The organism is Hymenobacter sp. CRA2 (assembly GCF_002007105.1).
Taxonomy (GTDB): domain Bacteria; phylum Bacteroidota; class Bacteroidia; order Cytophagales; family Hymenobacteraceae; genus Solirubrum.
Map to the genome: position 1 here is coordinate 116,359 of NZ_MVBC01000008.1, position 22,767 is coordinate 139,125.

At 64.3% G+C, this 22,767-nt stretch carries 21 protein-coding genes; 10 read left to right on the forward strand and 11 right to left on the reverse strand.

Annotated elements, in window-relative coordinates; all coding sequences use genetic code 11:
• Positions 1–38 precede the first annotated feature (38 nt).
• A complete protein-coding gene (locus tag B0919_RS13890) occupies positions 39–797 on the reverse strand; it encodes a response regulator (protein ID WP_078012880.1) in 759 nt (252 codons plus the stop codon).
• Between the two features lie 355 nt (positions 798–1,152).
• Between B0919_RS13890 and B0919_RS13895 the strand changes: the two genes are divergently transcribed.
• From B0919_RS13895 to B0919_RS13910, 4 genes are all read left to right on the forward strand, one after another.
• Complete coding sequence (locus B0919_RS13895) at positions 1,153–2,358, forward strand: homogentisate 1,2-dioxygenase (protein ID WP_078012881.1); 1,206 nt, start codon at positions 1,153–1,155, stop codon at positions 2,356–2,358.
• A 271-nt stretch (positions 2,359–2,629) separates the two neighbouring features.
• Positions 2,630–2,998: a hypothetical protein gene (locus tag B0919_RS13900; RefSeq protein ID WP_139362123.1), complete on the forward strand. Its 369-nt coding sequence runs from the start codon at positions 2,630–2,632 to the stop codon at positions 2,996–2,998.
• A 196-nt stretch (positions 2,999–3,194) separates the two neighbouring features.
• Positions 3,195–3,725, forward strand: a complete 531-nt coding sequence (locus B0919_RS13905) for a hypothetical protein (RefSeq protein WP_139362124.1) — start codon at positions 3,195–3,197, stop codon at positions 3,723–3,725.
• A gap of 153 nt (positions 3,726–3,878) precedes the next feature.
• Positions 3,879–4,406, forward strand: coding sequence for a hypothetical protein (locus tag B0919_RS13910; protein WP_078012884.1), 528 nt, complete (start codon positions 3,879–3,881; stop codon positions 4,404–4,406).
• Between the two features lie 272 nt (positions 4,407–4,678).
• Here the strand turns inward: B0919_RS13910 and B0919_RS13915 are convergent, their stop codons facing one another.
• From B0919_RS13915 to B0919_RS13930, 4 genes are all read right to left on the reverse strand, one after another.
• The gene (locus B0919_RS13915) at positions 4,679–6,238 is read right to left on the reverse strand and encodes a hydroxymethylglutaryl-CoA reductase (RefSeq protein ID WP_078012885.1); all 1,560 of its coding nucleotides are present in this window, start codon (positions 6,236–6,238) and stop codon (positions 4,679–4,681) included.
• A gap of 265 nt (positions 6,239–6,503) precedes the next feature.
• Positions 6,504–6,818 carry an energy transducer TonB gene (locus tag B0919_RS25280; RefSeq protein ID WP_176133045.1) on the reverse strand — a complete coding sequence of 105 codons (315 nt, stop codon included), beginning with the start codon at positions 6,816–6,818 and terminating at the stop codon, positions 6,504–6,506.
• A 272-nt stretch (positions 6,819–7,090) separates the two neighbouring features.
• Complete coding sequence (locus B0919_RS13925) at positions 7,091–7,603, reverse strand: energy transducer TonB (RefSeq protein WP_176133046.1); 513 nt, start codon at positions 7,601–7,603, stop codon at positions 7,091–7,093.
• Between the two features lie 345 nt (positions 7,604–7,948).
• Positions 7,949–8,734: a WG repeat-containing protein gene (locus tag B0919_RS13930; RefSeq protein WP_078012888.1), complete on the reverse strand. Its 786-nt coding sequence runs from the start codon at positions 8,732–8,734 to the stop codon at positions 7,949–7,951.
• 207 nt (positions 8,735–8,941) lie between these two features.
• On the opposite strand from B0919_RS13930, the gene B0919_RS13935 reads away from it, so the two are divergent.
• On the forward strand, positions 8,942–9,760 hold the full coding sequence (locus tag B0919_RS13935; protein WP_078012889.1) for a phytanoyl-CoA dioxygenase family protein: 819 nt from the start codon (positions 8,942–8,944) through the stop codon (positions 9,758–9,760).
• Between the two features lie 64 nt (positions 9,761–9,824).
• Positions 9,825–10,616 carry an SDR family NAD(P)-dependent oxidoreductase gene (locus B0919_RS13940; RefSeq protein WP_078012890.1) on the forward strand — a complete coding sequence of 264 codons (792 nt, stop codon included), beginning with the start codon at positions 9,825–9,827 and terminating at the stop codon, positions 10,614–10,616.
• Positions 10,617–10,620: 4 nt separating this feature from the next.
• On the opposite strand, the gene B0919_RS13945 is transcribed toward B0919_RS13940, so the two are convergent.
• Positions 10,621–11,295, reverse strand: a complete 675-nt coding sequence (locus B0919_RS13945; protein ID WP_078012891.1) for a phosphatase PAP2-related protein — start codon at positions 11,293–11,295, stop codon at positions 10,621–10,623.
• Between the two features lie 65 nt (positions 11,296–11,360).
• Here B0919_RS13945 and B0919_RS13950 point away from each other — a divergent pair, with 65 nt between their 5' ends.
• The 3 genes from B0919_RS13950 to B0919_RS13960 all read left to right on the forward strand — a co-directional run bounded on the left by B0919_RS13950 (position 11,361) and on the right by B0919_RS13960 (position 16,582).
• Positions 11,361–12,695, forward strand: coding sequence for an amidohydrolase (locus B0919_RS13950; protein WP_078012892.1), 1,335 nt, complete (start codon positions 11,361–11,363; stop codon positions 12,693–12,695).
• Positions 12,696–13,096: 401 nt separating this feature from the next.
• Complete coding sequence (locus B0919_RS13955) at positions 13,097–15,565, forward strand: M4 family metallopeptidase (RefSeq protein WP_078012893.1); 2,469 nt, start codon at positions 13,097–13,099, stop codon at positions 15,563–15,565.
• Positions 15,566–15,691: 126 nt separating this feature from the next.
• Positions 15,692–16,582, forward strand: a complete 891-nt coding sequence (locus B0919_RS13960; RefSeq protein WP_078012894.1) for a RimK family alpha-L-glutamate ligase — start codon at positions 15,692–15,694, stop codon at positions 16,580–16,582.
• A gap of 262 nt (positions 16,583–16,844) precedes the next feature.
• On the opposite strand, the gene B0919_RS13965 is transcribed toward B0919_RS13960, so the two are convergent.
• The 3 genes from B0919_RS13965 to B0919_RS13975 all read right to left on the reverse strand — a co-directional run bounded on the left by B0919_RS13965 (position 16,845) and on the right by B0919_RS13975 (position 19,211).
• Entirely contained in the window at positions 16,845–17,630 is a 786-nt protein-coding gene (locus B0919_RS13965; RefSeq protein WP_078012895.1) for an SDR family oxidoreductase, read from the reverse strand.
• 92 nt (positions 17,631–17,722) lie between these two features.
• Positions 17,723–18,421, reverse strand: coding sequence for an outer membrane beta-barrel protein (locus tag B0919_RS13970; protein WP_139362125.1), 699 nt, complete (start codon positions 18,419–18,421; stop codon positions 17,723–17,725).
• Positions 18,422–18,488: 67 nt separating this feature from the next.
• The gene (locus tag B0919_RS13975; RefSeq protein ID WP_139362126.1) at positions 18,489–19,211 is read right to left on the reverse strand and encodes a tetratricopeptide repeat protein; all 723 of its coding nucleotides are present in this window, start codon (positions 19,209–19,211) and stop codon (positions 18,489–18,491) included.
• Positions 19,212–19,498: 287 nt separating this feature from the next.
• Here B0919_RS13975 and B0919_RS13980 point away from each other — a divergent pair, with 287 nt between their 5' ends.
• Positions 19,499–20,395 carry an alpha/beta hydrolase gene (locus B0919_RS13980; protein WP_078012898.1) on the forward strand — a complete coding sequence of 299 codons (897 nt, stop codon included), beginning with the start codon at positions 19,499–19,501 and terminating at the stop codon, positions 20,393–20,395.
• A 172-nt stretch (positions 20,396–20,567) separates the two neighbouring features.
• Here B0919_RS13980 and B0919_RS13985 read toward each other — a convergent pair whose 3' ends face one another.
• A complete protein-coding gene (locus B0919_RS13985; RefSeq protein WP_078012899.1) occupies positions 20,568–21,293 on the reverse strand; it encodes a phospholipase D-like domain-containing protein in 726 nt (241 codons plus the stop codon).
• Positions 21,294–21,432: 139 nt separating this feature from the next.
• Entirely contained in the window at positions 21,433–22,683 is a 1,251-nt protein-coding gene (locus B0919_RS13990; RefSeq protein ID WP_078012900.1) for an amine oxidase, read from the reverse strand.
• Between the last annotated feature and the right edge of the window lie 84 nt (positions 22,684–22,767).

The following is a 22,767-nucleotide window of genomic DNA, read 5'->3' on the forward strand; positions in this document are numbered from 1 at the left end:
ACGTGGGCCAACGACCGGGTTTGGTAGGTAAGCGGCGGCTAGCGCACCAGGAAGTGCTGCAAAAACGACTCCTTGTACTGACGGCCCAGCGGCACGGTGTGCTCGGCCACCACCGCCTCGGTTTCGCTGAATGACTCCACCTGGTGAATGTTGACGGCGTGGGAGCGGTGCACGCGCACCAGCTGCGGCACGGCCAGGCGCTCCAGCACCGTGCTCAGGGGCAGGCGCAGGGCGTACTTGCGAGAGGCCGTTACCAGCGTGGTGTAGGTGTTATCGGCTTCGAGCACGAGGATGTCGGCCAGCGGCACGCGCACAAACTGGTAGTTGTGCTTGATGAACACGTGCCCGTTGAGCTGCAAAATGGACTCGCGCGAGAGTGGCTCCCGGTCGGTGGGGGCGGCCGCGGGAGTGGCCGGCGCCGTGAAAGGCCGCAGGGCTACTTCAATGGCGGCGCGCAGGCCGGGCAGCGTCACGGGTTTGGTGAGGTAGGCGGCGGGGCTGGTTTGCAGGGCGCGGTCGAGGGTTTCCCGGTCGCCGTGGGCGGTGAGGTAGATGATGGGCAGCGGGCGCAGAGCCTGCAACCGGGCCGCCGTTTCGATGCCGTCCCAGTCGCCCTGAATGTTGATGTCGCAGAGCAGCAGGTCGATGGGGTACTGCTCGAAAAGCTCCAGGGCGCGCCGGCCGTTGCGGGCCGGGCCCACCACGGTATAGCCCTCGGCCTCCAGCAGGTCGCTCAGGTCCAGCGCCAGCACGGCTTCGTCTTCGACCAGTAAAATGTGCACGCGGCTGTCGCTCATGGCAGAGGTACTTCAGCAAGGAAAATCTAATGCCGGCAAGACGCCAAAAACTACCCGGTCACTGGGCGCGGCAATTGGGCCACCTAATGTCGGGAGCCCCGCGGACATTGCCAAAATCCAAGCGGCGCGAATAATTGTCTAACGCATTGGGCTTGCTGCATATAACCGGCGGATTGTCTTAACAACCTTGGCAAAGGCCTGCCAGTAAGCTGATTGCCTAGCCGAATGGCGCAGAGCCGGGCCGTATCAGCAGGCACATGGTACGCGGCGCAGACTGCGCCGGGCGGTACGGCTTTTTCGTACCTTCACGGCCTACCCCGAGCTTCGTTTTCCCACCCCGTTTTCCTCGCCGAACATGCCGTATTACCACCGCCTCGGTCAGATTCCGCGCAAGCGCCACACCCAGTTCCGCCAGCCCGACGGCTCGCTCTACTCCGAGCAGCTGGTGGGTACGCTGGGCTTCTCGGGCGTTTCGTCGCTGCTCTATCATCAGAACCCGCCCACGCAGATCAAGCGCGTGGGCACGCCCCGGCCCTACGCGCCCAAGCTGCTGAAGGACCGCCCGCTGCAGCCCACCCACCTGCGCACCCTGCCCCAAACCAGCACCGGCACCGACTACCTCTCGGCCCGCCAGACCTTGCTGGCCAACGCCGACGTGGCCCTGAGCATCTGCAACCCCACCGCGGGGCGCATGGATTACTATTACAAGAACGCGCTGGCCGACGAGGTCATCTTCGTGCACGAGGGCCGCGGCGAGCTGTGGAGCCAGTTGGGCAAGGTACAGTTCGAGCCGGGCGACTACGTGGTCATTCCGCGCACCATCATCCACCAGTTTCACTTCGAAGAAGGGCCGGTGCGCCTGCTCATCATCGAGTCGTTCAGCCCGGTGGAAACGTGCCGCCGTTACCGCAACCACTTCGGGCAGCTGCTGGAACACTCGCCCTACTGCGAGCGGGACATCCGGCCCCCGCACGAGCTGGTGACCGAAGACGACGGTAAAGAGGAATACCGCCTGCTGGTGAAGCGCGAGGACGCCTTGCACGAGCTGATTTACGCCCACACGCCCTTCGACGTGGTGGGCTGGGACGGATACTTCTTCCCCTACGCCATCAGCATCCACGACTTCGAGCCCATCACCGGCCGTCTGCACCAGCCGCCGCCCGTGCACCAGCAGTTCGAGGCGCACAACTTCGTCATCTGCTCCTTCGTGCCGCGGCTGTTCGACTACCACCCGCTGTCGATTCCGGCGCCCTACAACCACTCCAACGTGGATTCCGACGAGGTGCTGTACTACGTGGCCGGCAACTTCATGTCGCGCCGCGGCGTGGACCTGGCCTCCTTCACGCTGCACCCCTCCGGCCTGCCGCACGGCCCGCACCCGGGCACCGTGGAGGCCAGCATCGGCAAGAAAGAAACCCACGAGCTGGCCGTGATGGTGGACACCTTCCGCCCGCTTTACCTTACCGAAACCGCCCTGCAGTACGAGGATACCGGTTACCCCATGAGCTGGAACCCCGACTACCCGCACGCCGGGCCCAAGCCGGCGGATATGATGGACTAGGTAAGGTGGCGGATTCGCCGTAGTTTGGCAGCTACTTCTCCTGCCCCGCGGGGCAGGAGAAGTAGCTGCTATCTTTTTTACTGATGACTCCATGAGGCGTATCGCGTTTCACATTCCGTCTGCGCTGGGTTGGCTACTGCTGCTGACCGTTGGTTTCGGCTGCAAAAAGGAAGAATCCATCGCAACGTTTGAGGTGGTAAATTCGGCCCTATACCCAGGCGCGGAGTTGGGCTTAGGGCCCGGGCCGCAGCACTACTTGCCGGTGCGGCAGGTGTATTCCCGGCTCGATCAGGCTAGTAACAACAACGGCACTTCGCCCAACCAAGTACAAGCTGCCACGCTCAGCGAAGTAGAGCTGCAGTTGACCAGCAGCTATGCTGCGCAAAATTTCGATCGGCTGCGTTCTGTTACCGTTTACCTGATCGATGCCCAAGGCGCCCGCAGTGTGCTGGCGCAGACGACGGCTATTCCGTCAGGAGCGACGCGGTTGTTGCTCACCCACGGCGGCCCGTCCATGCTGAGCGAATTAAAAGCCGGCTCGTACTACGTAGCGCCCGCAGTTGAGCTGCAGTCCGGCGCTCAGCTAGCAGGCGATTTGAAGCTGCAGTTGCGGTATCAGGTGCAGGCGCGCAAGCCTTAATGGGCTCGGAGCGTAGGTAGCACCGGAATGGTGGGTGTATAAGCGCCATGAAAAATTGCGTAAGTACAATAATTGGGTGCGGGTGTACTTAATTTATGTGTTGTAGGGTTCTGGAGCGAATCTGCGTTATTTTATAGTTAGAGCGAAACCAAGTGGGTTGATAATGGCGTATGTTGCCCCATACTCCCGATTGTACATGAAAAAAGTCCTATTTCTGTTTGCCGCCTTGGTGCTCATTGGGGCTGCTTCCTGCAAGAAACTCGATAAGCTGCTGACCTTTTACATCGAGGACACGCAGAACATCCGCGTGCCCGGTAGCGGCTTGCCGATTGGGTCCATGCTGCCCATTTCGCCGGTGGCCGTAAGCACCCGCTCGGAAGAGCGGTTCCAGAACGAAAACACCCGCGCCGACCTGGTGAAAGACGTGAGCCTGAACAAACTCACCCTAACCGTCACCGACCCGAGCACGGCCAACTTCGACTTCCTCGAAAGCATCACGCTCTACATCAGCACCGATAACACGGACCGCGTGCCGCTGGCCTCGCTGAGCAACGTGCCTACGGGCGCCAAAACCATCGAGCTGCAGCCCAGCGGCACCAAGCTCGATAAGTACGTGAAGGCCCCGAGCTACACCCTGACCACCGAGGCGCGCATCCGCCGCGCCGTGGGCCAGGACATCAACGTGCGCTCCGACGCCCGGTTCAAGGTAACGGCCGACCCGCTGTAGCCTTGCCCACTTAGGCTGCTGCCCCGGCTGCGCTGGTTTTGCCAGGGCGACCGGGGCAGTTTGCTTTGGGCGGCGCAGGGCAGTATTAGTTGATGAGTATGTTGTAATGCGCAGGTAGCGTGCTATTTTCGCCGCAACCTCCACCGTGTGCTTATGACCAAAAAACTTCTACTTCCCCTGATAGCCGTCCTGCTACTGGGGGTGGGCGCGTGTAAGAAAATCAACGAGCTGCTTACGTTCTACATCGAGGATTCGCAGGCGTTTCAGCTGCCGGCCTCGCCCTTGGTGGGCCAGCTGCCGCTGCTGGCTTTTCCGGTGCAGTTCAACTCGGCCGAGGAGTACCGCAAGGCCAACACCGCCGCCAATCTGGTGAAGGACGTGAGCCTGAACAAGCTCACGCTGGACATCAGCGGGCCGAGCAACGCCAACTTCGACTTTCTGGAAAACGTGGCCGTGTACATCAGCCTCGACCCGAGCGAGCGGACCCTGCTGGCCTCCCTCGACCAGGTGCCCATGGGTGTCAAAACCATTGAGCTGCGCTCCAGCAACGCCAAGCTGGACAAGTACCTGAAGACCGATCAGTACATCCTGAGCGTGGAAACGCGCTTCCGCAGTCCGCTCACGCAAAACACCGACATGAGCATCAACTACAAGTTCAAGGTAACGGCCGACCCTTTGTAGGCAGAAGGAACAAGGAGGAATGACACAGCCCAAGTTGTAGAACGTGGCTAGAGTTAGTTCCCCTCCTCAGTTGAGGAGGGGCTAGGGGTGGTTGAACGGCTAGAGCTAAAGGTTACTAGCCGGTATCAGCACGCGAGATGTCTCGACTGCGGCTTTTCATGACGTTCTGTGTCGGACGTGTTAAATCGAGGTCAACCACCCCTAGCCCCTCCTCAGCTGAGGAGGGGGACTAACCTTAGCTCTGGCTTTAGGTTACCCGCAACTTGGGTTGATTACCGGTTGCGGCCGTACTGCTCGTGCGAGCTGACCCAGTCGGAGCTGCTGATGGCCGAGGCCAGGCTTAGCTCGCCGGCCAGCACCACGCCGGCCACGATTTCGGCTAGCTTATTGACGGTGCCGCGGCCCACGCAGCCCAGCATGCGCAGGCACTCGTTTTGTGTAGCCAGTCCGGTGCCGCCGCCGTGCGTGGCCACGATAAGCGAGGGAATGGTGATGCTCAGGTACAGGTCGCGCTCGGGCGTCACTTCGGAGTAAATCACGCCGGCCGACGACTCCGACACGTTGGCCACGTCCTGCCCCGTGGCAATGAACATGGCCGTGATGCCGTTGGCCGAGTGCGCGCCGTTGTTGTTGGCCCCCGAGAGGAAGGCGCCCACGTTGCTCACCTGCCCGTGGTAGGCCAGTTGCTCGGGCGTCACGCGCATGCGCTGCTGCAGGATGTCGCGCTTGATGACGGCCTCGGCCACCACGCGCTTGCCGCGGGTGCGCATCACGTTGATCTGCGAAGCCTTTTTGTCGGTGGCGAAGTTGGATTCGAGGTAGAAGTGGCGGATGCCGGCGCCCTTGTAGTTTTCCAGAACCCAGGAGCAGGCCGCGAAAGTGGCGCGGCCCACCATGTTCTGGCCGGCCGCGTCGCCGGTGCTGTAGTTGAAGCGCAGGTAGGCAAATTTGTTGGCCAGGTACGTGTCGATGTACTGCAGCTTGGCCACGCGCGAGGTACCTTCCGCTTCGGCCCGGATGGGGTCGATGTTCTCGTCAATCCAGCGGGCGAAGTCGCGGGCGCCGCGCGCATCCTCAAACACGAACACCGGGGCGCGCTGCATGGCGTCGCCAATGACGGTGCACTTCACCCCGCCGCAGAGGTTAAGCACCTGCATGCCGCGGTTGTAGCTGGCCACCAGGGTGCCCTCGGTGGTGGCCATCGGGATGAGGAAGTCGCCCTGCGCGTGCTCCCCATTGACGCGCAACGGGCCAGCCAGCCCGATGGGAATCTGCGCCACGCCGGTGAAATGCTCGCAGTTGCCCTGCAGCATGTGCGCATCGAAGGAGTACTGGTGAATGTGCTCGAACTCCTGCCCGGTAAAGTCCTGGGCAAAGCGCTGCCGGGCCTGGATAGCGGCCTCGGAATAGTCGTCGTGGTCGTGGCGCGGAATGCGCACGCGGGCCCCTTCCTGGTGCACGATGGCGTCCTCTACTTCCACGTTCAGGGTGCCGAACGGGTCGGTTTCGAACTGCAGCTGCACCGGGTGCATGCCCTCGGGCAGCGGCTCGGTGTGCAGGCGCACGGTGATGCTCTGGCCCACCGGGAAGTTTACGCCCCCGTCTTCCCCGATTTCGGTGGCCGGGCGCACGTTGCCGTCGCCCAGGTCCAGGGTAATGGATTCGGGCCCGAGCGTGCGCCCGTCGACGCGCACCTGATCGAGGCGGGTGAGGCGCACGGTGTCCAGACGGTTCTTGAGGGAGAAGGCGACGCCGCCGTTGTCGGGCAGGTTGTGCAGGCTGCCGCGGGTGTAGAGCAGCTTGAGCAACATCGGGCTCGGGGTGAAGATCATGGCCGGGATGGGGTTCGGAGAGAGTGGTAGCGGCTGTGGTACGGAAGAGATGCTTGCCTGGGTATAAGTTTAAGGTTTTCCGGATGGAATGCTACCGGGCGGAAAACTCCACCGCTACGACGTAGCGTAGTTCATCGCCTGGCCCTGCTTGCGGCTGGGTGCAAAGGACTGTAGCAAGCGCACGACGCTCCTAGGTGCCACCAACTGAGGTACGATGAACCAGCTTACCGCTGCCCGAACACTATTGGAGCGGTAGCAGGCATAGTTACTGGCTACCCGTAGTATCTGCGTCGAGCAAGAAAGTAATGGGCAGCGTGTATACTATGGCCACTGGCTGGCCGAATTGCTCCCCTGGCTTCCAGGCGGGCATTGCTCGTACTACGCGCAGCGCCTCGGCGTCAAGTTTGGGATTCACGCCGCGTTCAACATGCGCGTGAGCTATCTGGCCGGTGCGCAGTACGGTAAAGCTGACGAATACCTTGCCTTTGAGTCCTGGCCAGGGAAGTGGAGCATTGGGGTAATGCAGATTGCGCTGTAAATAGCTATTCAGGCTATCCAGACCGCCGGGAAATTCGGCCATGCGCTCCATCGGCAATACGCATTCGAACCGATTGGTGTCGACTGCTCCTGAGGCGGCTTCGGCCAATGAAAGCTTAGGCCTGGACCTAGAGGTGTTGGTATCAGTAGCGCCAGGACGCGGTGCTATTTCACAAGCTATCAAGGCCTGCATTCCCAGTGCTATAGCCGCCAAAAACAGGTGCTGTCGGAGCTGGGGGCATTTTAATTGGAAGGACAGCGGGACCCTAAGAAACTCGTGTAGCATAGGATGAGCAGCCAAGTAGGCCGATAAGTTTAATTAGAACCTGCTGGACTCGTGGCCTCCTCCGTGAGGATGAAGCTGATAGGTAATGTATAGTCAACACTGTATGGCTGCCGGCCTTGAAAATCTACGCGCCAGCGGGGCATAAGGCGCACTACCCGCAAGGCTTCTTCATTGAGAAGGGGATGAGCTCCTTTTAGAACTTTGGCCTTGTGGACTTGCCCCGTGCCGTCTATAGTGAAGGTGATGAAGACTTTTCCTTCGGCCGTGGTGGCGGGATAATGAATGTTGGTATGCAGAAACTGCCGCAAAGCTTCAATGCCGCCCGGAAATTGGGGCGTAGGCTCCAGCATACCCGTAAAAACAGCTTCTTGCGGCTCGTTAGCAAGGTCAATAGCCGGTGGTAGCGCATCGGGAAGCAGCGGCCAGCTACTTGGTAGCTGATATAGCTGAGCCGGTACTGCCGCGACCTTAAAAGGTGGTCGGTTACCACACACCTGCGCCCAGGCCTGCCGCGCCGATAAGCCCTGTACCAGAATCAGCAACGCCGCCAGCAGAAACCGCCGCAGCTGGGGGCGCAGTCGAGGTGGGGGCGTGGGTGCCGCAGCTGCTAGCTGGCTGCGCCGAAACCGGCCGCATAGCCGGCTATCGGGCGCGGCGGCACGGGCCGCGGCCAACTCCTGCTGCGAGGCCCCAGTGAAGTCGTAGACCACGCGCTGGCAGTCGGCGCAGAAGTGCCCGCCCGCTACGGGCGTAAGCTGCTCGGCCGGTACCGGGCAGGGGCTGAGCAGAACGTTGGTAATGGGCAGCGCGTGCAGCATAATCAGCTAGAGCAATAGAGCACTACATGATGCTGAACGCGCGTACCCACGGCGGCAGTATTCCGCCGCTTACTCGCTGAAATACTCCCGCCCCTCGGCATCAATGTAGCCCACCACGCCGCTGGTGGTGGTTACGCGGGCCACACCGGCCTCGAAGGGCTCGGCGGCGGCGTACTTGGGCGGCACCAGCAGCTTGCCGTCGGTGCCGAGGTAGCCGAAGCGGCCCTGCTGCTCCACAATGGGGAACTGGTAGCCGTTCTGTTCCACGGCCCGGATGGCGTCGTATTCGGGCGCGAGGCGGATGCGCCCGCGGCTATCGACCACGCCCCACTTCGGGCCCTGGCGCACCAGCACGAGGCCGTCGTGGTACAGGTCGCGCACTTCGTCGTAGAGCGGCGGCACGGTGGCCTGGCCCACCGAGAAGCGGAAGCCCACCTTGCCGCCTTGGCGCATCGGGTCGCCCTGGGGCAGGAAGTCTTCTTCCACCACTTCCGCCGGCTCGGTCAGGCGCTTGCCCGTGCTGGAAATGTCAAACGTTTCGCCGTTGAGCATCACCGTGGCGCGGCCGTTGCGGAAGGTGCCGGCCCGCTCGTACTGCACCGGCGTGATGGGGTTGCCGCCCCCGTCGATGTAGCCGTAGCGCGTGCCGATGCGCACCCAGGCCACCTCGTCGACCAGGGGGCCGGCCTCGTCGTAGCGCAGGGGCAGCACCAGGCGGCCGCGGCGGTCGGCGTAGCCCCACTGCGCGCCTTTGTGGTAGGGCACCAAGCGCGGGGCCGTGGCCGGCGTCTGGGCCAGGGCCAGGTGGCCGAGCAGGAAGCCGCCCGTCAGGGGGAGCCAGGCAAAGCGTTTCATACGAAAGCAAGAGCCGCCGAAAGGTGGAGTGGGCAGGGCTAAGGCTTCCCGAAAATACACAATTGGCGGTGAATCATGGCCTTCACCACGGCTTCACCCGGCGCCGGATAAGTTCGCATCGGAAACTTTCGATGGCGGCTTGCGGGTGGTATCTTGAGTAAGTGCCGCTGCCCGGCTCCGCAGTACCGTTTTTTCAGCTGATGTGCCATGCTTCTCGCTGCTGATTACCCGCGGTTTTCATTGACCTCGCCCCGGCTTACCACTGCGCAGGTAGACTTCTTCCGGCGCTACGGCTTCTTGCATTTTCGCGGTTTCGTTACCCCCGAGGCCGTGCAGGTCCTATTGCGGGCCACCGAAGCCGTGCAGCAGCAGTGGCTGCGTACGGGCGTCGCCAAAGTCAACGGCGTGCCCATCAAGTACGGCCACGATGTGGACGGCCGCCCCATTGTGCAGCGCTTCGCCTTTGCCTCGCAGCACAGCCCGGTTTTGCACGCGTTTCTGCAGGACGCGCGCTTCGCGGCCTTGTTTGAGCTGCTGGACGCCCCTGGCGGCCGCATCGGCGAGAACGAGAAGGACGGGCTGGTGGTCAACCACTACGTGAACGTGCCGGGCTCAGAGTTTTCGCAGATGGGTTGGCACACCGATGCCCTGCGCGACGTATTCTACGGCCGCCGCATCGGGCCCATGCTGAACGTGGGCGTACACCTCGACGCCTGCCCGGCCCACAACGGCGGCTTGCGGGTGCTGCCCGGCACGCACCGGCAGTCGTTGGCCAGCATGCTGCTGCGCAAAAAGTACTTCAAGGATACCGCCGCCGACCCCGCTGAAGTGGCCATCGAAACCGAGGCCGGCGACCTGACCGTGCACGACGGGCGCATGTGGCACCGCGTGGCCCGCTCGCCGCTGGTGGGCGAGGCCTCGCGCCGCCGTGTGATGTACGTGCCCGTGCTGGCCGGCAAGTACCAGCCCAAGCACGAGCACAGCCCGACGCCGTTTTACCTGCGGTTTTTGCACCTCGTCAAATGACTTTCCGTTCCCTGTTTTCCCGCCCCGTGTGGCCTCTCGCCGGACTTCTGCCGGCTTTCGTTTCATGATTTCTTACGCCCTGATAACCGGCGCTAGCCGCGGCATTGGCCGCGCCCTGGCGCACGAGCTGGCGCGGCGCGGCTACGGTGTGCTGCTGGTCGCGCGCACCAGCGTGGAGCTGCACGCCCTGGCCGCCGAGTTGCGCATTGCCCACGGCGTGCCGGCCGCCTACCTGGCCCTGGACCTGACGGCCCCGCGCGCCGCTCAGGAGCTGGCCGACTGGGTGCAGCAGCGCGCCACCGACCAGCTGGCCGTACTCGTCAACAACGCCGGCTTTGGCTTGTGGGGGCGTTTTGCCGAGCTGCCCCTGGCCGAGCAGCAGCAGATGCTGCAGCTTAACATGCTGCTGCCCGTGGCCCTCACGCACGCTTTGCTGCCGCAGCTGCGGCAGCAAGCCCGGGCCTACATCCTGAACGTGGCTAGCACCGCCGCTTACCAGGCTGTGCCCACGCTGGCGCTGTACGCGGCCAGCAAGGCCTTTCTGCTCACGTTTTCGCGCGGGCTGCGCTACGAGCTGCAGGGCACTCCGGTATCTGTAAGCTGCCTCAGCCCGGGCGCCACCGCCACCGATTTTGCCGACCGTGCCGGCATGAACGCGGCTCTGCAGGAAACGTCTGCCCGCTTCGCCATGTCGGCGGAAGACGTGGCCCGTATCGGCGTAGCTGGGTTGCTGGCCGGCGAGGCCGAAATCATTCCCGGTGCCCTGAACAAGCTCTCGGCCGCCCTCACCCGCGTGGTACCCAAAAGCCTGACCGAGAAAGTTGCCGCTGGCCTGTACGAGAAGCTCCTGAAGTAACCGCTCAGGGCTGCGCGGCCTCGGAGCGCGCGGGGTTGGTAACGTAGCCGGCCAGCCGCCACGCCAGCGGCGCGGCCAGCAGCGCCCCGAGCACGTCCCAGCTGTAGTGCGCGTGCTGCACCAGCACCAAGCTGGCTACCAGGGCTGTACCTAGTAGCAGGACCTTACGCACCCGGCCGGGCGGAGCCGCCAGGGCCAGCAGCAGCACGGTGGCCGTGTGGCCGGAGAAAAACAAGTCCTTGGTAATGCTGGTGGCCGAGGCATAAAAAAGCCGGTCGACAACCGGGTCGTGCAGCACGATTAGGTGCGGCGGTGCTTCCCACGGCACCAGCGCCAGCGTGACCAAGCGCAGGCCGTGAAGCAGCAGGTAGCCCCACAGCGCCCGCAGCAGCTGCCGGGGGCGGGGCAGCAGCACGGCCAGCCCCAGCACGATGGCCGCGTAGATAACCGCGAAGGTGAGGCCGGATACATCGTAGGCCGGCAGGTGCAGCAGCACCGCATCGGGCGGACGGACACCGGGGCGCTGCTGCACCCAGGCAAAAAAGCGCGGAATCAGTGCGGCCAGCAGCAGCAATCCGCCCAGCGCCCCGGCCAGCAGCCTCCGAAAAGCAGGGTGGCGCCAGGCCTGATGCCACGCCTGGCGCAGCGGCGGCGCGGTAGAGAAAAGGGCAATGGGCATGGGCAAGCAAGTTACACGCGGCGCGCGTTGTACCTTAAGCGCCCACTTCAGTTTTACGGCGCTGTATGTTTCGCCTTCGTCTTCCGTTCGTGGTAGCCTGCGGGCTACTCGCCGCGGCCTCTTCGCCGGCGGCCGCCCAAAAGTCCAACAGTGCCCTGGCGGGCCGCATCGAGGCCGCCGCCCGCCGCGTGGAGCCGCAAGTGGTGGCCTGGCGCCGCGACATTCACGAGCATCCCGAGCTCGGCAACCGCGAAACCCGCACGGCGGCCCTGATAGCCGCCGAACTCAAACGCCTGGGCCTGGAAGTGCAAACCGGGGTGGGTAAAACCGGCGTGGTGGGCCTGCTGCGCGGCGGCAAGCCCGGCCCCGTGGTAGCCCTGCGCGCCGACATGGACGGCCTGCCCGTGACGGAAGAGCCCAAGGTGCCCTTCGCCTCCAAGGTGCGCGCCCAGTACAGCGGGCAGGAAGTGGGCGTGATGCACGCCTGCGGCCACGACACCCACGTAGCCATGCTGCTGGGGGCGGCCAATGTGCTCAGCGGCCTGAAAGCCGACCTGCCCGGCACCGTCAAGTTCGTCTTCCAGCCCGCCGAGGAGGGCCCGCCGCCCGGTGAGGAAGGCGGCGCCAAACTCATGGTGAAAGAGGGCGTGCTCGACAATCCCAAAGTCGACGCCGTGTTCGGCCTGCACGTCAACGCCCAGACCGAAGTCGGGCAGATCAAGTACCGGCCCGAGGGCATGATGGCCAGCGCCGACGTGTTCCAGATCCGCGTCAAGGGCAAATCGGCGCACGGGGCCTACCCCTGGCTGGCCACCGACCCGGTGGTAACGGCCGCACAAATCATCGTGGCGCTGCAAACCGTCGTGAGCCGCGAAGTGCAGCTGACCGAAGACGCCGCCGTGGTGACGGTGGGCATGGTGCACGGCGGCGTGCGCAACAACATCATCCCCGAGCAGGTGGAGCTGCAGGGCACGCTACGCGCCCTCAACCCCCAAACGCGCGAGCTGCTGGGCCGCAGCGTGAAGCGCATTGCCACCAACATTGCCGAGGCCGCCGGCACCACGGCCGAGGTGGACGTGCGCCCCGCCGCCCCCCTCACCTACAACGACCCTGCCCTGACGGCCCGCATGCTGCCCACGCTGCAGGCCGTGGCCGGCGCCCCCAATGTGACGCTCATGAAAGCCGTGACCGGGGCCGAAGACTTTGGCTGCTACCAGGAGAAAGTGCCCGGGCTGTTCCTCTACCTCGGCGGCATGCCCCGCGGCACTAATGCCGCTACTACGGCCCCGCACCACACCGCCGGCTTTTTCATCGACGAAAGCGGGCTGGAGCTGGGCGTGCGTACCCTGGCGCAGCTCACCGTCGATTACCTAAGCGGCGGCACGGGCAAGAAAAAGTAAGCCCGCTGCATTGTGCTGCCCGGCCATGGTTCTTAGCAGGACTGTGGCCGGGCAGTTGCATTTCGGTATGGTACGATGGATAGAAAGCAGTTAGAAGTTTGCCAGAGAATTTTGACCAAGGAATAGCTCTTGGTGCAAATGGAGCGAAAACAGGTGGATGCAGTGACCAAGTAATAGAAATAGCGTTTTTCTAATGGCCTCGTTTTTGGTGGCGTGGGCGCGATACGCGAAATCGGTTTTAGAGGTTGATTATTAATGGATTTTTATTTTGAGTAAATTTTTTTGCCAAAATCGATTTGAAACATTTGAAAGATTAAAAAAATATTAATTTGCCCGCCGCCTCAAGCGACTCCCATTCCCGTCCAACTCTTTTCTACAACCAACCCTCCAACCCGCGTTCTATGCTTAACAAATACTCTGCTTTGGGTCTGGCGCTGCTCGGCAGCCTGGCGGCCCAGGCTCAGGATGGCTCCCGCGCCGCCGTGCAGCGCATCAATGGTGCCGACGGTTTGCCCGAATTCGTGCAGTTCCCCGCTGCCAGCCGTTTGAGCGACTCCCGTCAGGCCATGGCGGCTATTCTGCCGCTCACGCAGCACGACGAGCTACGCGCCGCCCGCGCCGAAGCCGACGAGCTGGGCTTTACCCACGAGAAGTTCCAACAGTTCTTCAAGGGCATTAAGGTAGAACACGCTACCTACACCGCGCACCGCCGCAACGGTCAGGTAGAAAGCCTCAGCGGCGACTTCGAGAAGCTGGGCGAGGGTTTCAGCACGCGCCCCGCGCTGTCGGCCGAAGCTGCGCTGCAGTCGGCGCTGGGCTTCGTGCGGGCCCGTAAGTACATGTGGCAGGTCGACAGCGAAGGCCGCTTTGCCATGGAAACCGAGGGCAAGCGCACCTTCAAGCCCACCGGTGAGCTGGTCATCGTGCGCAACGGCCTGAGCATGGACGCCGCCAAAGCCGGGCAGCCCACGCTGGCCTGGAAGTTTGACGTGTACGCCGCCGAGCCGGTGAGCCGCGCCTACATCTACGTGGACGCCCACACCGGCGAAATCGTGCTGCAGGACGCCATCATCAAGCACGCCGCCGGCACCGCCACCTTCGCCACGGCTTACAACGGCACCCGCTCGCTGGCCAACGAAAGCTACACCACCTCCACCGGCGCCACGGCCTACCGCCTGCGCGAGTACACCCGCGGTTTGGGCGTCGAAACCTACAACGCCAAGAAGGGCAGCAGCTACACCGCCGCTGTCGACTTCACCGACGCCGACAACAGCTGGACGGAGTACAACAACGCCAACTACGACAACGTGGCCGGCGACGCCCACTTCGGCGCCCAGTGCACCTACGATTACTGGAAGGCCGTTTTCAACCGCAATTCCTTCGACAACGCTGGCGCTAAAATCAAGAGCTACGTGCACTTCGACGACACGCCCGGCGACGGCGTGGGCTTCGAAAACGCGTACTGGAACGGCTCGGTAATGACCTACGGCGACGGGGCCAGCACCTTTAAGCCGCTGACGGCCATGGACGTGTGCGGCCACGAAATCGGCCACGCCGTGTGCGAAAAAACCTCGAACCTGACTTACCAGAACGAGTCGGGGGCCATGAACGAAGGCTTCTCCGACATCTGGGGTGCCTGCGTGGAAGCCCGCGCCGTGAGCACCTACGGCCTGACCGGCAAGAGCACCTGGCTGATCGGCGAGGAAATTATGAAAGCCGGCGGTGCCTTGCGCTCCATGAGCAACCCCAACCAGTACGGCCAGCCCGACACCTACCAGGGCACTTACTGGAAGGCTACCACCAGCTCGCCCACCCAGTACAACGACTACGGCGGCGTGCACACCAACTCGGGCGTGCTGAACTACTGGTTCTACCTGCTGGCGCAGGGCGGCTCGGGCACCAACGACAAGGGCACGGCCTTCTCGGTAGCGGGCGTAGGCATCGACGCCGCGGCCAAAATCGCCTTCCGCGCCGAAAGCGTGTACCTGACGGCTTCCTCGAACTATGCCGCGGCCCGCACGGCCACCATCAACGCCGCCACCGACCTGTTCGGCGCCGGCTCCACGCAGGTAACGGCCGTGACCAACGCCTGGGGTGCCGTGGGCGTGGGCGCAGGCTCGACGGGTGGTGGCACCGGCACCACCGCGTACTGCGCGTCGAAGGGCTCCAACCAGAGCTATGAGTGGATTGACCTGGTGCAGCTGGGCTCCATCAACCGGGCATCGAGCAAAGACGCCGGTTACTACGATGGTACGGCCACCAGCACCAGCATTGCGGCGGGCTCGTCGCAGACCATCTACTTCTCGGCCGGCTTCACCAGCACGGCTTACACCGAGTACTGGAAGGTGTACATCGACTACAACAAGAACGGCGTGTTCACCGACGCTGGCGAACTGGTGGTGTCGGGCTCCTCCTCGAGCGCGGCCACGCTGAGCGGCACCTTTACCGTGCCCGCCACGGCCAAGAGCGGTACCACGCGCCTGCGCGTTATCATGAGCGACGCATCGGCCACTACTAGCTGCAGCGCCTACAGCTACGGCGAGACGGAAGACTACACCGTGAACATCACGGGCGGTACGCTGGCTCCGAGCACTTTCGCCAGCATCTCGGGCGCTACGCCGCTGGGCAACGAAGAAGCCCGTGAGGCCCGCGCCTTCCCGAACCCGACTTCGGGTATGCTGACCGTGGCGCTGCCGAACAACGGCCAGCCGAAGGCCGTGCACGTGTACGACCAGCGCGGGGCGGAAGTGAAGCAGGTACGCCTGCTGGCCGACGGCCAACTCGACGTAAGCCAGCTGCGCGCCGGCATCTATCAGGTAAGCCTGTCGGATGGCCAGAAAGCCTTCCGCACCCGCTTCGTGAAGCAATAACCCGCTTCGCTAACGGGGCTCAGAACCCAGAAAGCCCGCCGTGTTACTGCACACGGTGGGCTTTTTTGTGAACGAAAAGGCCGGGCCGTGCGTCGTTGGCCGGTTACCTTTCGTCTGTTCGCACCTATGCATATTGCCCTTGTTACCTGCGACGCGCTGGCCCAGTACGCGGCCACCGGCGTCGCCAACGAAGACCAGGAACTAGCCGCTTACCTGCGCCGCCGCGGCATCGACGTAACGTTTGCCGTGTGGTCGGACCCGGCGGTACGCTGGGAATCCTTCGACGTGGCCGTGCTGAAAACGCCCTGGGACTATTTCGACCGGCCCACCGAGTTTCACCAGTGGCTCGACGCGCTGGACGCCCGCGGCGTGCGCCTGCTCAACCCTACCGGCATCGTGCGCCACAACGCCGACAAAGCGTACCTGCGCGACATGGAGCTGGCCGGGGTGCCCATCGTGCCCACGCGTTGGCTGGCCCGCGGCAGCCAGGTAGACACCGACGCGCTGCTGGCCGAGCTGGCCACCGACCGCCTCGTGCTGAAGCCCACCGTGAGCGGCGGCGCCAAGGACACTTTCGCCCTCACCCGCCAGGAAGCCGCCGTGGCCGCGCCGCAGCTGCAGTCCTTGGTCGATGCCGGGGACTTTCTGGCCCAGCCTTTTCTGCCGCAGATTCAAACCTCCGGCGAATGGTCGCTGATTTACTTCGGCGGCGAGCTGAGCCACTGCGTGCGCAAAACCCCAAAAGCCGGCGACTTCCGCGTGCAGCATATGTTCGGCGGCGGTATTCACGCCGAAACGCCCTCGGCTGCTATCCAGCGCGTGGCCGCTGACATCGTGGAGCGCTTCGCCCCAGGCTGCCTCTACGCCCGCGTCGATGGGGTGGAAACGCCGGAAGGAGGCTTTTGGCTCATGGAGCTGGAGCTGATCGAGCCGTTCCTGTACATGGAGGCCGGTGGCGAAGCCGCTTTCGCACGCTACGCCGATGCGCTGCTGCGGCTGACGAGCATCGAAAAGTAGAATACGGCGCCACGGCCACACCGGCTGTCATTGCGAGCAAAGCGACGGAATCCTTCCTCCAGTAGCACTGCCGATACAACCGGTAGAAGCCCAAAACGACACCGCCCGAAACTGCAGAAGCTGGTTTCGGGCGGTGCTCATTTCAGGGTCAGCACATTGGTCAGGACCGATTGGCTACGCCTTCCTGCGGTTGCTGCGCTTGACTGCATCGACCTTCGGTTCGCCCGCAATGACAGTGAGTGAACCGACGCTCCGCTGCCGCCTAAAAGCCGTGGCCGACGAAACCGCCGTCCACGGCCAGGGTCTGGCCGGTGATGTAGCTGGCGGCGGGCAGGCACATAAACGCCACTGCGGCGGCCACCTCCTGCGGCTCGCCCACGCGGCCCATGGGCGTGCGGCTGATGACTTCGGCCCGGTAGGCTTCGTTGCTGAGCACGCCCGCCGCCAGGGGCGTCTGGATGTACCACGGCGCTACGCAGTTGACTCGAATGTGGTCCGGCGCCCATTCGGCGGCGAGGTAGCGCGTGAGCTGCACCATGGCGGCTTTGGTCATGCCGTACACGGCGCCGGTGCGCACGTGCGTGAGGCCCGCCACCGACGCGATATTGACGATGCTGCCGGCCCCGCTTTCTTTAAGGAGCGGATACACCAGCTGGCACAGCGCGAAAGCCGAATCCAGGTTGGTCTGCATCACGTGCTGGTACTCGCCTTCCTGGTAGTCGGCGGTGGGTTTGCGGATGTTGGTCCCGACGTTGTTGACGAGGCCATCGAGGCGGCCGTGGCGGGCGCGCACCTCGGCGAGCAGTGCCTGGCGGCCGGCCGCAGTGCTCACGTCGGCGGCTACGGCGTGGGCGTCGAGGCCCTCCTGCTGCCAGGCATCGACGGCCGCCTGCAGCGGCTCGGGGCGGCGGGCGGCGGCTACCACGGTAGCGCCGAAGCCCAGCAGCTCCTGGGCTACCGCCGCGCCGATGCCGGCGGAAGCACCCGTAACGAGAAACACGCGGCCTTGCAGCGACCAGCGCGTGGCCGCATCAGCGGGAAAGGGCATGGGAGGTAATTGGTAAGGCGCGCCGGTAGCGGGTATACAAAGCCGCCCAAGAGGAGCAACGGGCTTTTCTGCGGACGACTACCGGGCGGCGGTTACTTCAATTGGTATTCGGCTTTCAGCTCAAACAGGGCGTAGCCGTCGTTCTGGTCGGGGTTGGCCCGCTTGCTCACGTCGTCCAGGTGGTCGGTGGTAGTGAAGGCGTAGCTGCCCTGGGCCGTAATCCACAGCCGCGGTACCACGTTGAACGTCAGACCGCCACCTACGGGCGCAACGAGGGCCGTGGCGGGGTAGTCGGTGCGCTCGGGCGGCAGGAAGCCCTCGGCGTTGTTGGGAATATTGGTGCCGCGGTAGGACTTTGGGTTGTAGATGACAAAGCCCGCACCGGCCTGCAGAAACGGCTTCACGCGCGCGTACTCGCGGCTGGTAGCCGCGTACCACGAGCGGTCGGTCAGCGGCTCGAAGCGGACAAAGCTGGTCAGCGAGAGGTTGCGGCCGCGGAAACCGAGGTTGCGCTCCTTCAGCTGGTCGACGCCGGCCAGCTGAAACCACGTCAGCTCGCCGCCCACCGACCAGTGCGGCCGCCAGGTGTACACCACGCCGGCGTTGAACGCGGGGCCGGGCCGCAGCGTGCCCAGGTCGCCGATGTAGAGCGCGGCTCCGCCGCCGGCCGTGAGGCGGACCGGACCGCGGTAGAAGGCCCGGGCCTGGGCATCGTAGTGGCGGCGGGGAGCCTGGGCCGCCGCCACTACGGGGAGCAGCGCGGCGCCAAGAAGGAGAGGGGCTATGCGCACGAACAGAAAAGACAAAGGTGAGTAGGCCGATACGCCCCGCGAGGCGGGTACGTTGTCTGCCGCCCGGTTACTTAATCAAGCCCTGTGGATCAGGAAGCTTTTCTTTGAGCTGGCTGACCAGTTCGAAATCCAGGGTGCTCAGGTCCAGGGCCTGCGCCTTGTGCAAAGACTCCCAGGATTGGGGGTACTTCTCCGCGTAGTACTGCGCCCAGGAGAGCTGCTGCCACGCGTAGGCGTTCTTGGCGTCGGCCGCCACGGCGCGCTGCAGCAGCTCGTCGGCCGTCTTCAGGTCCTTGCTTTTCTTGGTCTGGCCGTAGCGCAGCAGGTAGCTGGCGCCCAGATCGGAGAGCAGCTGCGTGTTGTTGGGGTTCAGCGCCAGAGCCTGGTTGAAAAGGCCGATGGCTTCGTCGGGCGAGCTGGCGGCTACCAGCAGGCCGAGGCCGCGGTAGGGCTCGGGGTTTTTGGGGTCGAGCACCCACGCCAGGTTGAAACGCGAGCGGGCCGTATCGGCCTTGCCTTCGGTCAGGTACTCGTAGCCCTTGTTGGCGAAGAATTGGCTGGCCTCGGCGCGCGAAGCAAAGCTTTGCTCGGCATTTTTCAGAAACGCCTCGCCCACAAACTGCTGCGCCGCCTCGGGCGTAAGCCCCCCAAACAGCGGCAGCGTACGGCGGGCCGCGGCCGGCACATCAGCGGCAGCAGTTTTGGTTTTCGTTTTGACTTTTTGGGCGAAGGCGGGACTGCCGAGCAGCAAGGCTGCCGAGAGGGAAAGAAGAAGGGGAATCCGTGTCATAAAGCAGAGCCGGGGTACACTGCGTACAGCCAAGCGGCTAAAGATACACCGGTACTCCGCAACCAAGTTCCGAGGCGCCGGGCGTTATCAACGTTCGGGTGAGGGCTCGTGGTATGTCTTTCCATCGTACCGCTGCCGAAAGCATGCCACGCTTTGCTCCCGGTGCCGAACGAGGTATGGCGGCTGTCGGGCGCTGCGCCGCCGGCCGGTTGCGGGCCCAGGCAGCATCCGGGGGCGCTGCCGCTGCGTAGATGCCGGCAACCTGCTTCTCGGCAGCCCTTCCGCTTATGTCCTTCCGCCGATGGCTGGCGTTGCCGGCCCTGCTCACGTTGCCCCTGCTGCTGGGCGTGGCCAACGAATACGCCACCGCCCGCGCCAGCCGCCGCACCGCCGACTTGGCCTACGTGCCCGCCACCGATACCGCCTACGACGCTCAGCGCCACCGCCTCGACGTGTACGCCCCGCGCACGCGGCCCACGGCGCCCCGGGCGGTGGTTGTATTCATCCACGGGGGCAGCTGGAACAGCGGCAACAAGAATTTCTACTCCTTTATCGGGCGGCGCTTAGCTAAGCAGGGCGTGGTAGCCGTGGTCATCAATTACCGGCTGGCGCCGCAGGTGCGGGTGCCGCAGATGGCCGACGACTGCGTGCGGGCCGTGCTGTGGGTGCAGGCTCACATCGGCGAGTACGGCGGCGACGCCCAGCGCATTTACCTGATGGGGCACTCGGCGGGCGGCGGCCTGGCTGCGCTGCTGGCCACCGACGACGCCCTGTTTGCCCGCCGCGGGCAACTCCAGAATCCCGTGCGCGGCACCATCCTCGACGACCCGGCCGGCCTGGATATGTACGACTACCTGCAGCGCATGGAGTACCCCAACGACGCGCAGTACCTCGTGCCCTTCGGCCCCGATTCGGCGGGGTGGCGGCAGGTATCGGCGCTCTACCACCTGCGCGCCGACAGCCCGCCCTGCCTGCTGTTCGTGGGCGGCAAAACGTATCCGTCTATCCGGCGCAGCTCCGAAAAGTTTCGGCAGCAGCTGGCGGCGCTGGGCGCCCCGCCCGTCTTCACCCCGATGCCGGGCAAAACGCACGTGGCCATGGTATTGCAGCTCTATTGGGCCGATAACCTCATCTACCAGCGGCTGCTGCCCTTTGTGGGGGCAGAGCAGCCAACGACGAATTAGGCTACTTTTTGCGGGTGCTCGTCTACCTGATTTGCTGCTTGCCAAAGCAACCGGGCATCTTCCGGTTACCGGTTTTGGCTAGTGGCCCCGGCAACTCGTTGGCGCAAAAGGCAAGGAGTTATAATGCAACCAAGTGAGTGTTGGAAAAAGCCGGTCCTGTGGGTCGGCTTTTTTACTTCCTGAGCGTCGGCTGGCCCTCAAACACGCCCATTTCGCCCCAAAGCCGCTCAAATTCGCGGTCGTAGGGCTGCACCACGGCGGGGTCGTCGGTGATGAGCAGGTTTTCCAGGTTGTAAAGGCTGGCCGAGCGCGTCCAGTTATAGCTGCCCGTGAGCACGGCGCGGTGGTCAGCCACGGCAAACTTGTGGTGCATGTGATTGGCCGTGCAGTCGGTGCGCACCGGGATGCCGGCGCGGTACAGCTCCTGCACGTCGGAGCCGCGGTCCAGCAGCTTGTCGTTGTCGGTGAGCAGGCGCACCTGCACCCCGTGGCGGTGCGCGGCCAACAGCGCCGCGGTCAGGCGGTCATCGGCCACCGTAAACACGCACACGTCCAGCCGGTGCGCGGCCTGCCCGATAAAGCGCCTGATGGCCGCCACGCACTCGTCGCCGGGGCTGAAGTACACCTGCGGGTGGTGCGCCTCGGCGCCGGGCAGCAGGGCCGTAGCCCCCGCCAGCCAACTGATAACGGCCTTGTCGAGCGGAGTGCCCACAAATTCCTTGGCCAGCGCAAACACCTGCCGGCGCAGCTGCGCCACGTCGCCGCCGGCATCGGCAAAGACCGCCGCCTCGCGCCGCAGGTGCTCGGCTTCGGCGGCCGAAAGCGAGGCATCGGTCAGGGCCTGGCGGAAGCGGCTGAGGAGCAGGAACGGGTCGGCAGCGGTGGGGAAAGCAGGCATGTAAGCGAAAGAAAGCAAGGGAAATGACGTGCCGACGCCCGCCAGGCAGCCGTTACGGCACCGGGCAGAGTCGTGGCCACGATTTCAGAAACCGCCGGGACGATTTCGAAATCGTCCCGGCGGTTTCTGGAAGGGGTACTTAGGGCAGCAGCAGTTCCGGGGCTTTGCGGGGTTTGCGGGCCTTGTGCGGCTCGGCCGGGGCGGGCACAACGGCACCGGCTACTTGCACCTGGGCCTCGCGCAAAGCCTCGGCGTAGGGCTCATAGAGCACGCGGTCCAGCCGGCCATCGGCGCGGGGCTCCACGTCCCAGAGGCCGGAGCGGTGCCAGGGGCGGTCCAGGAAGTCCCAGTCGGGCCGGTCGATGATGGGGTAGAGGCACACGCCCAGCAGCGGCACGCCGGCCTCCAGGGCCGCCTTGCACTCCGTCGCCACGGAGCGAACCCAGTCGGGGCGGTGCTCCAGCGGGTGGCTGGTTTCGGTGATGACGACGGGGCGCTGATAGCGCTGGTAGGCTTCCTGCAGCAGGCTGCGCAGCGGGCGCCAGCGCGGGTCGTTGGCTTCGTTGACCCAGCCCAGGCGGGCGCCGGTGTGGCTATCCCACTGGTTGTCGTAGTAGTAATTGAAGCCCAGCAGGTCGAGGTACTCGGGACGGCCGCCCAGTTCGGGGCACATGCGCCCGCTGAGCATGTCCACGGCCTGATACTGGTGCCCATGCCGCTCACGCGCTACTTGGAGCTGGTGTGCGTCGGCCCCGAGCGGGGGCACGATGTTGACCAGCGGCTCGGTGGTCAGGATGCGGATGCTCGGGTCGGCCTCGCGCAGGGCCGCCACGCCCTCGATGTAGGCGCGCATCAGCCCGTACTTCACTTCCCAGCCCTGGCCCACGCAGTAGGGCACCGTGCCGCGGGCGTCGCCGCCCAGCCAGCTCATAAAGCTCACCTCGTTGATGGGCGTCACGATCAGCTCGTCGTCGGGGCGCACGGAGCGGTAAAAGTCCACGAAGGCGCGGCACAGTGAGGCGAAGCGGCGCGCAAACATGGGGTGCAGGGGCGTCAGGTCGTCGGGGTAACCAAAGTGGCACAGGTCCCAGAGCTGCTGCACGCCGTAGCGCCGGCCGGCTTCCAGCATCTCGGCCACGGTGCTCCAGTCGTAGTGGTAGGGCGTGCGCTCCACCTGGCTCCACCGGATGCCCTCGCGCACGGTGCTGATGCCGAAGGCCTGCAGGTCCTGGTAGTCTTCGTTGAGGAGCTGGTAATGGCCCGTCTGGTGCAGAAAATCCACGCGGTGGCCGAAGCAGTTCTGCTGGTCGGTGCATTCATAGCCGCCCATCCAGAAGGAGCGGAAAGGCGAAGGGCGGTGCGGGGTCAGGGGCGCATCGAGGTGCAGCATAAGGTAATAGCTGAGAAGTGGCGGCCACCCACCACGGGGCGGCCCGACAGAACAGGCAACAAGAAATCGGGAATGCTGCAGGCA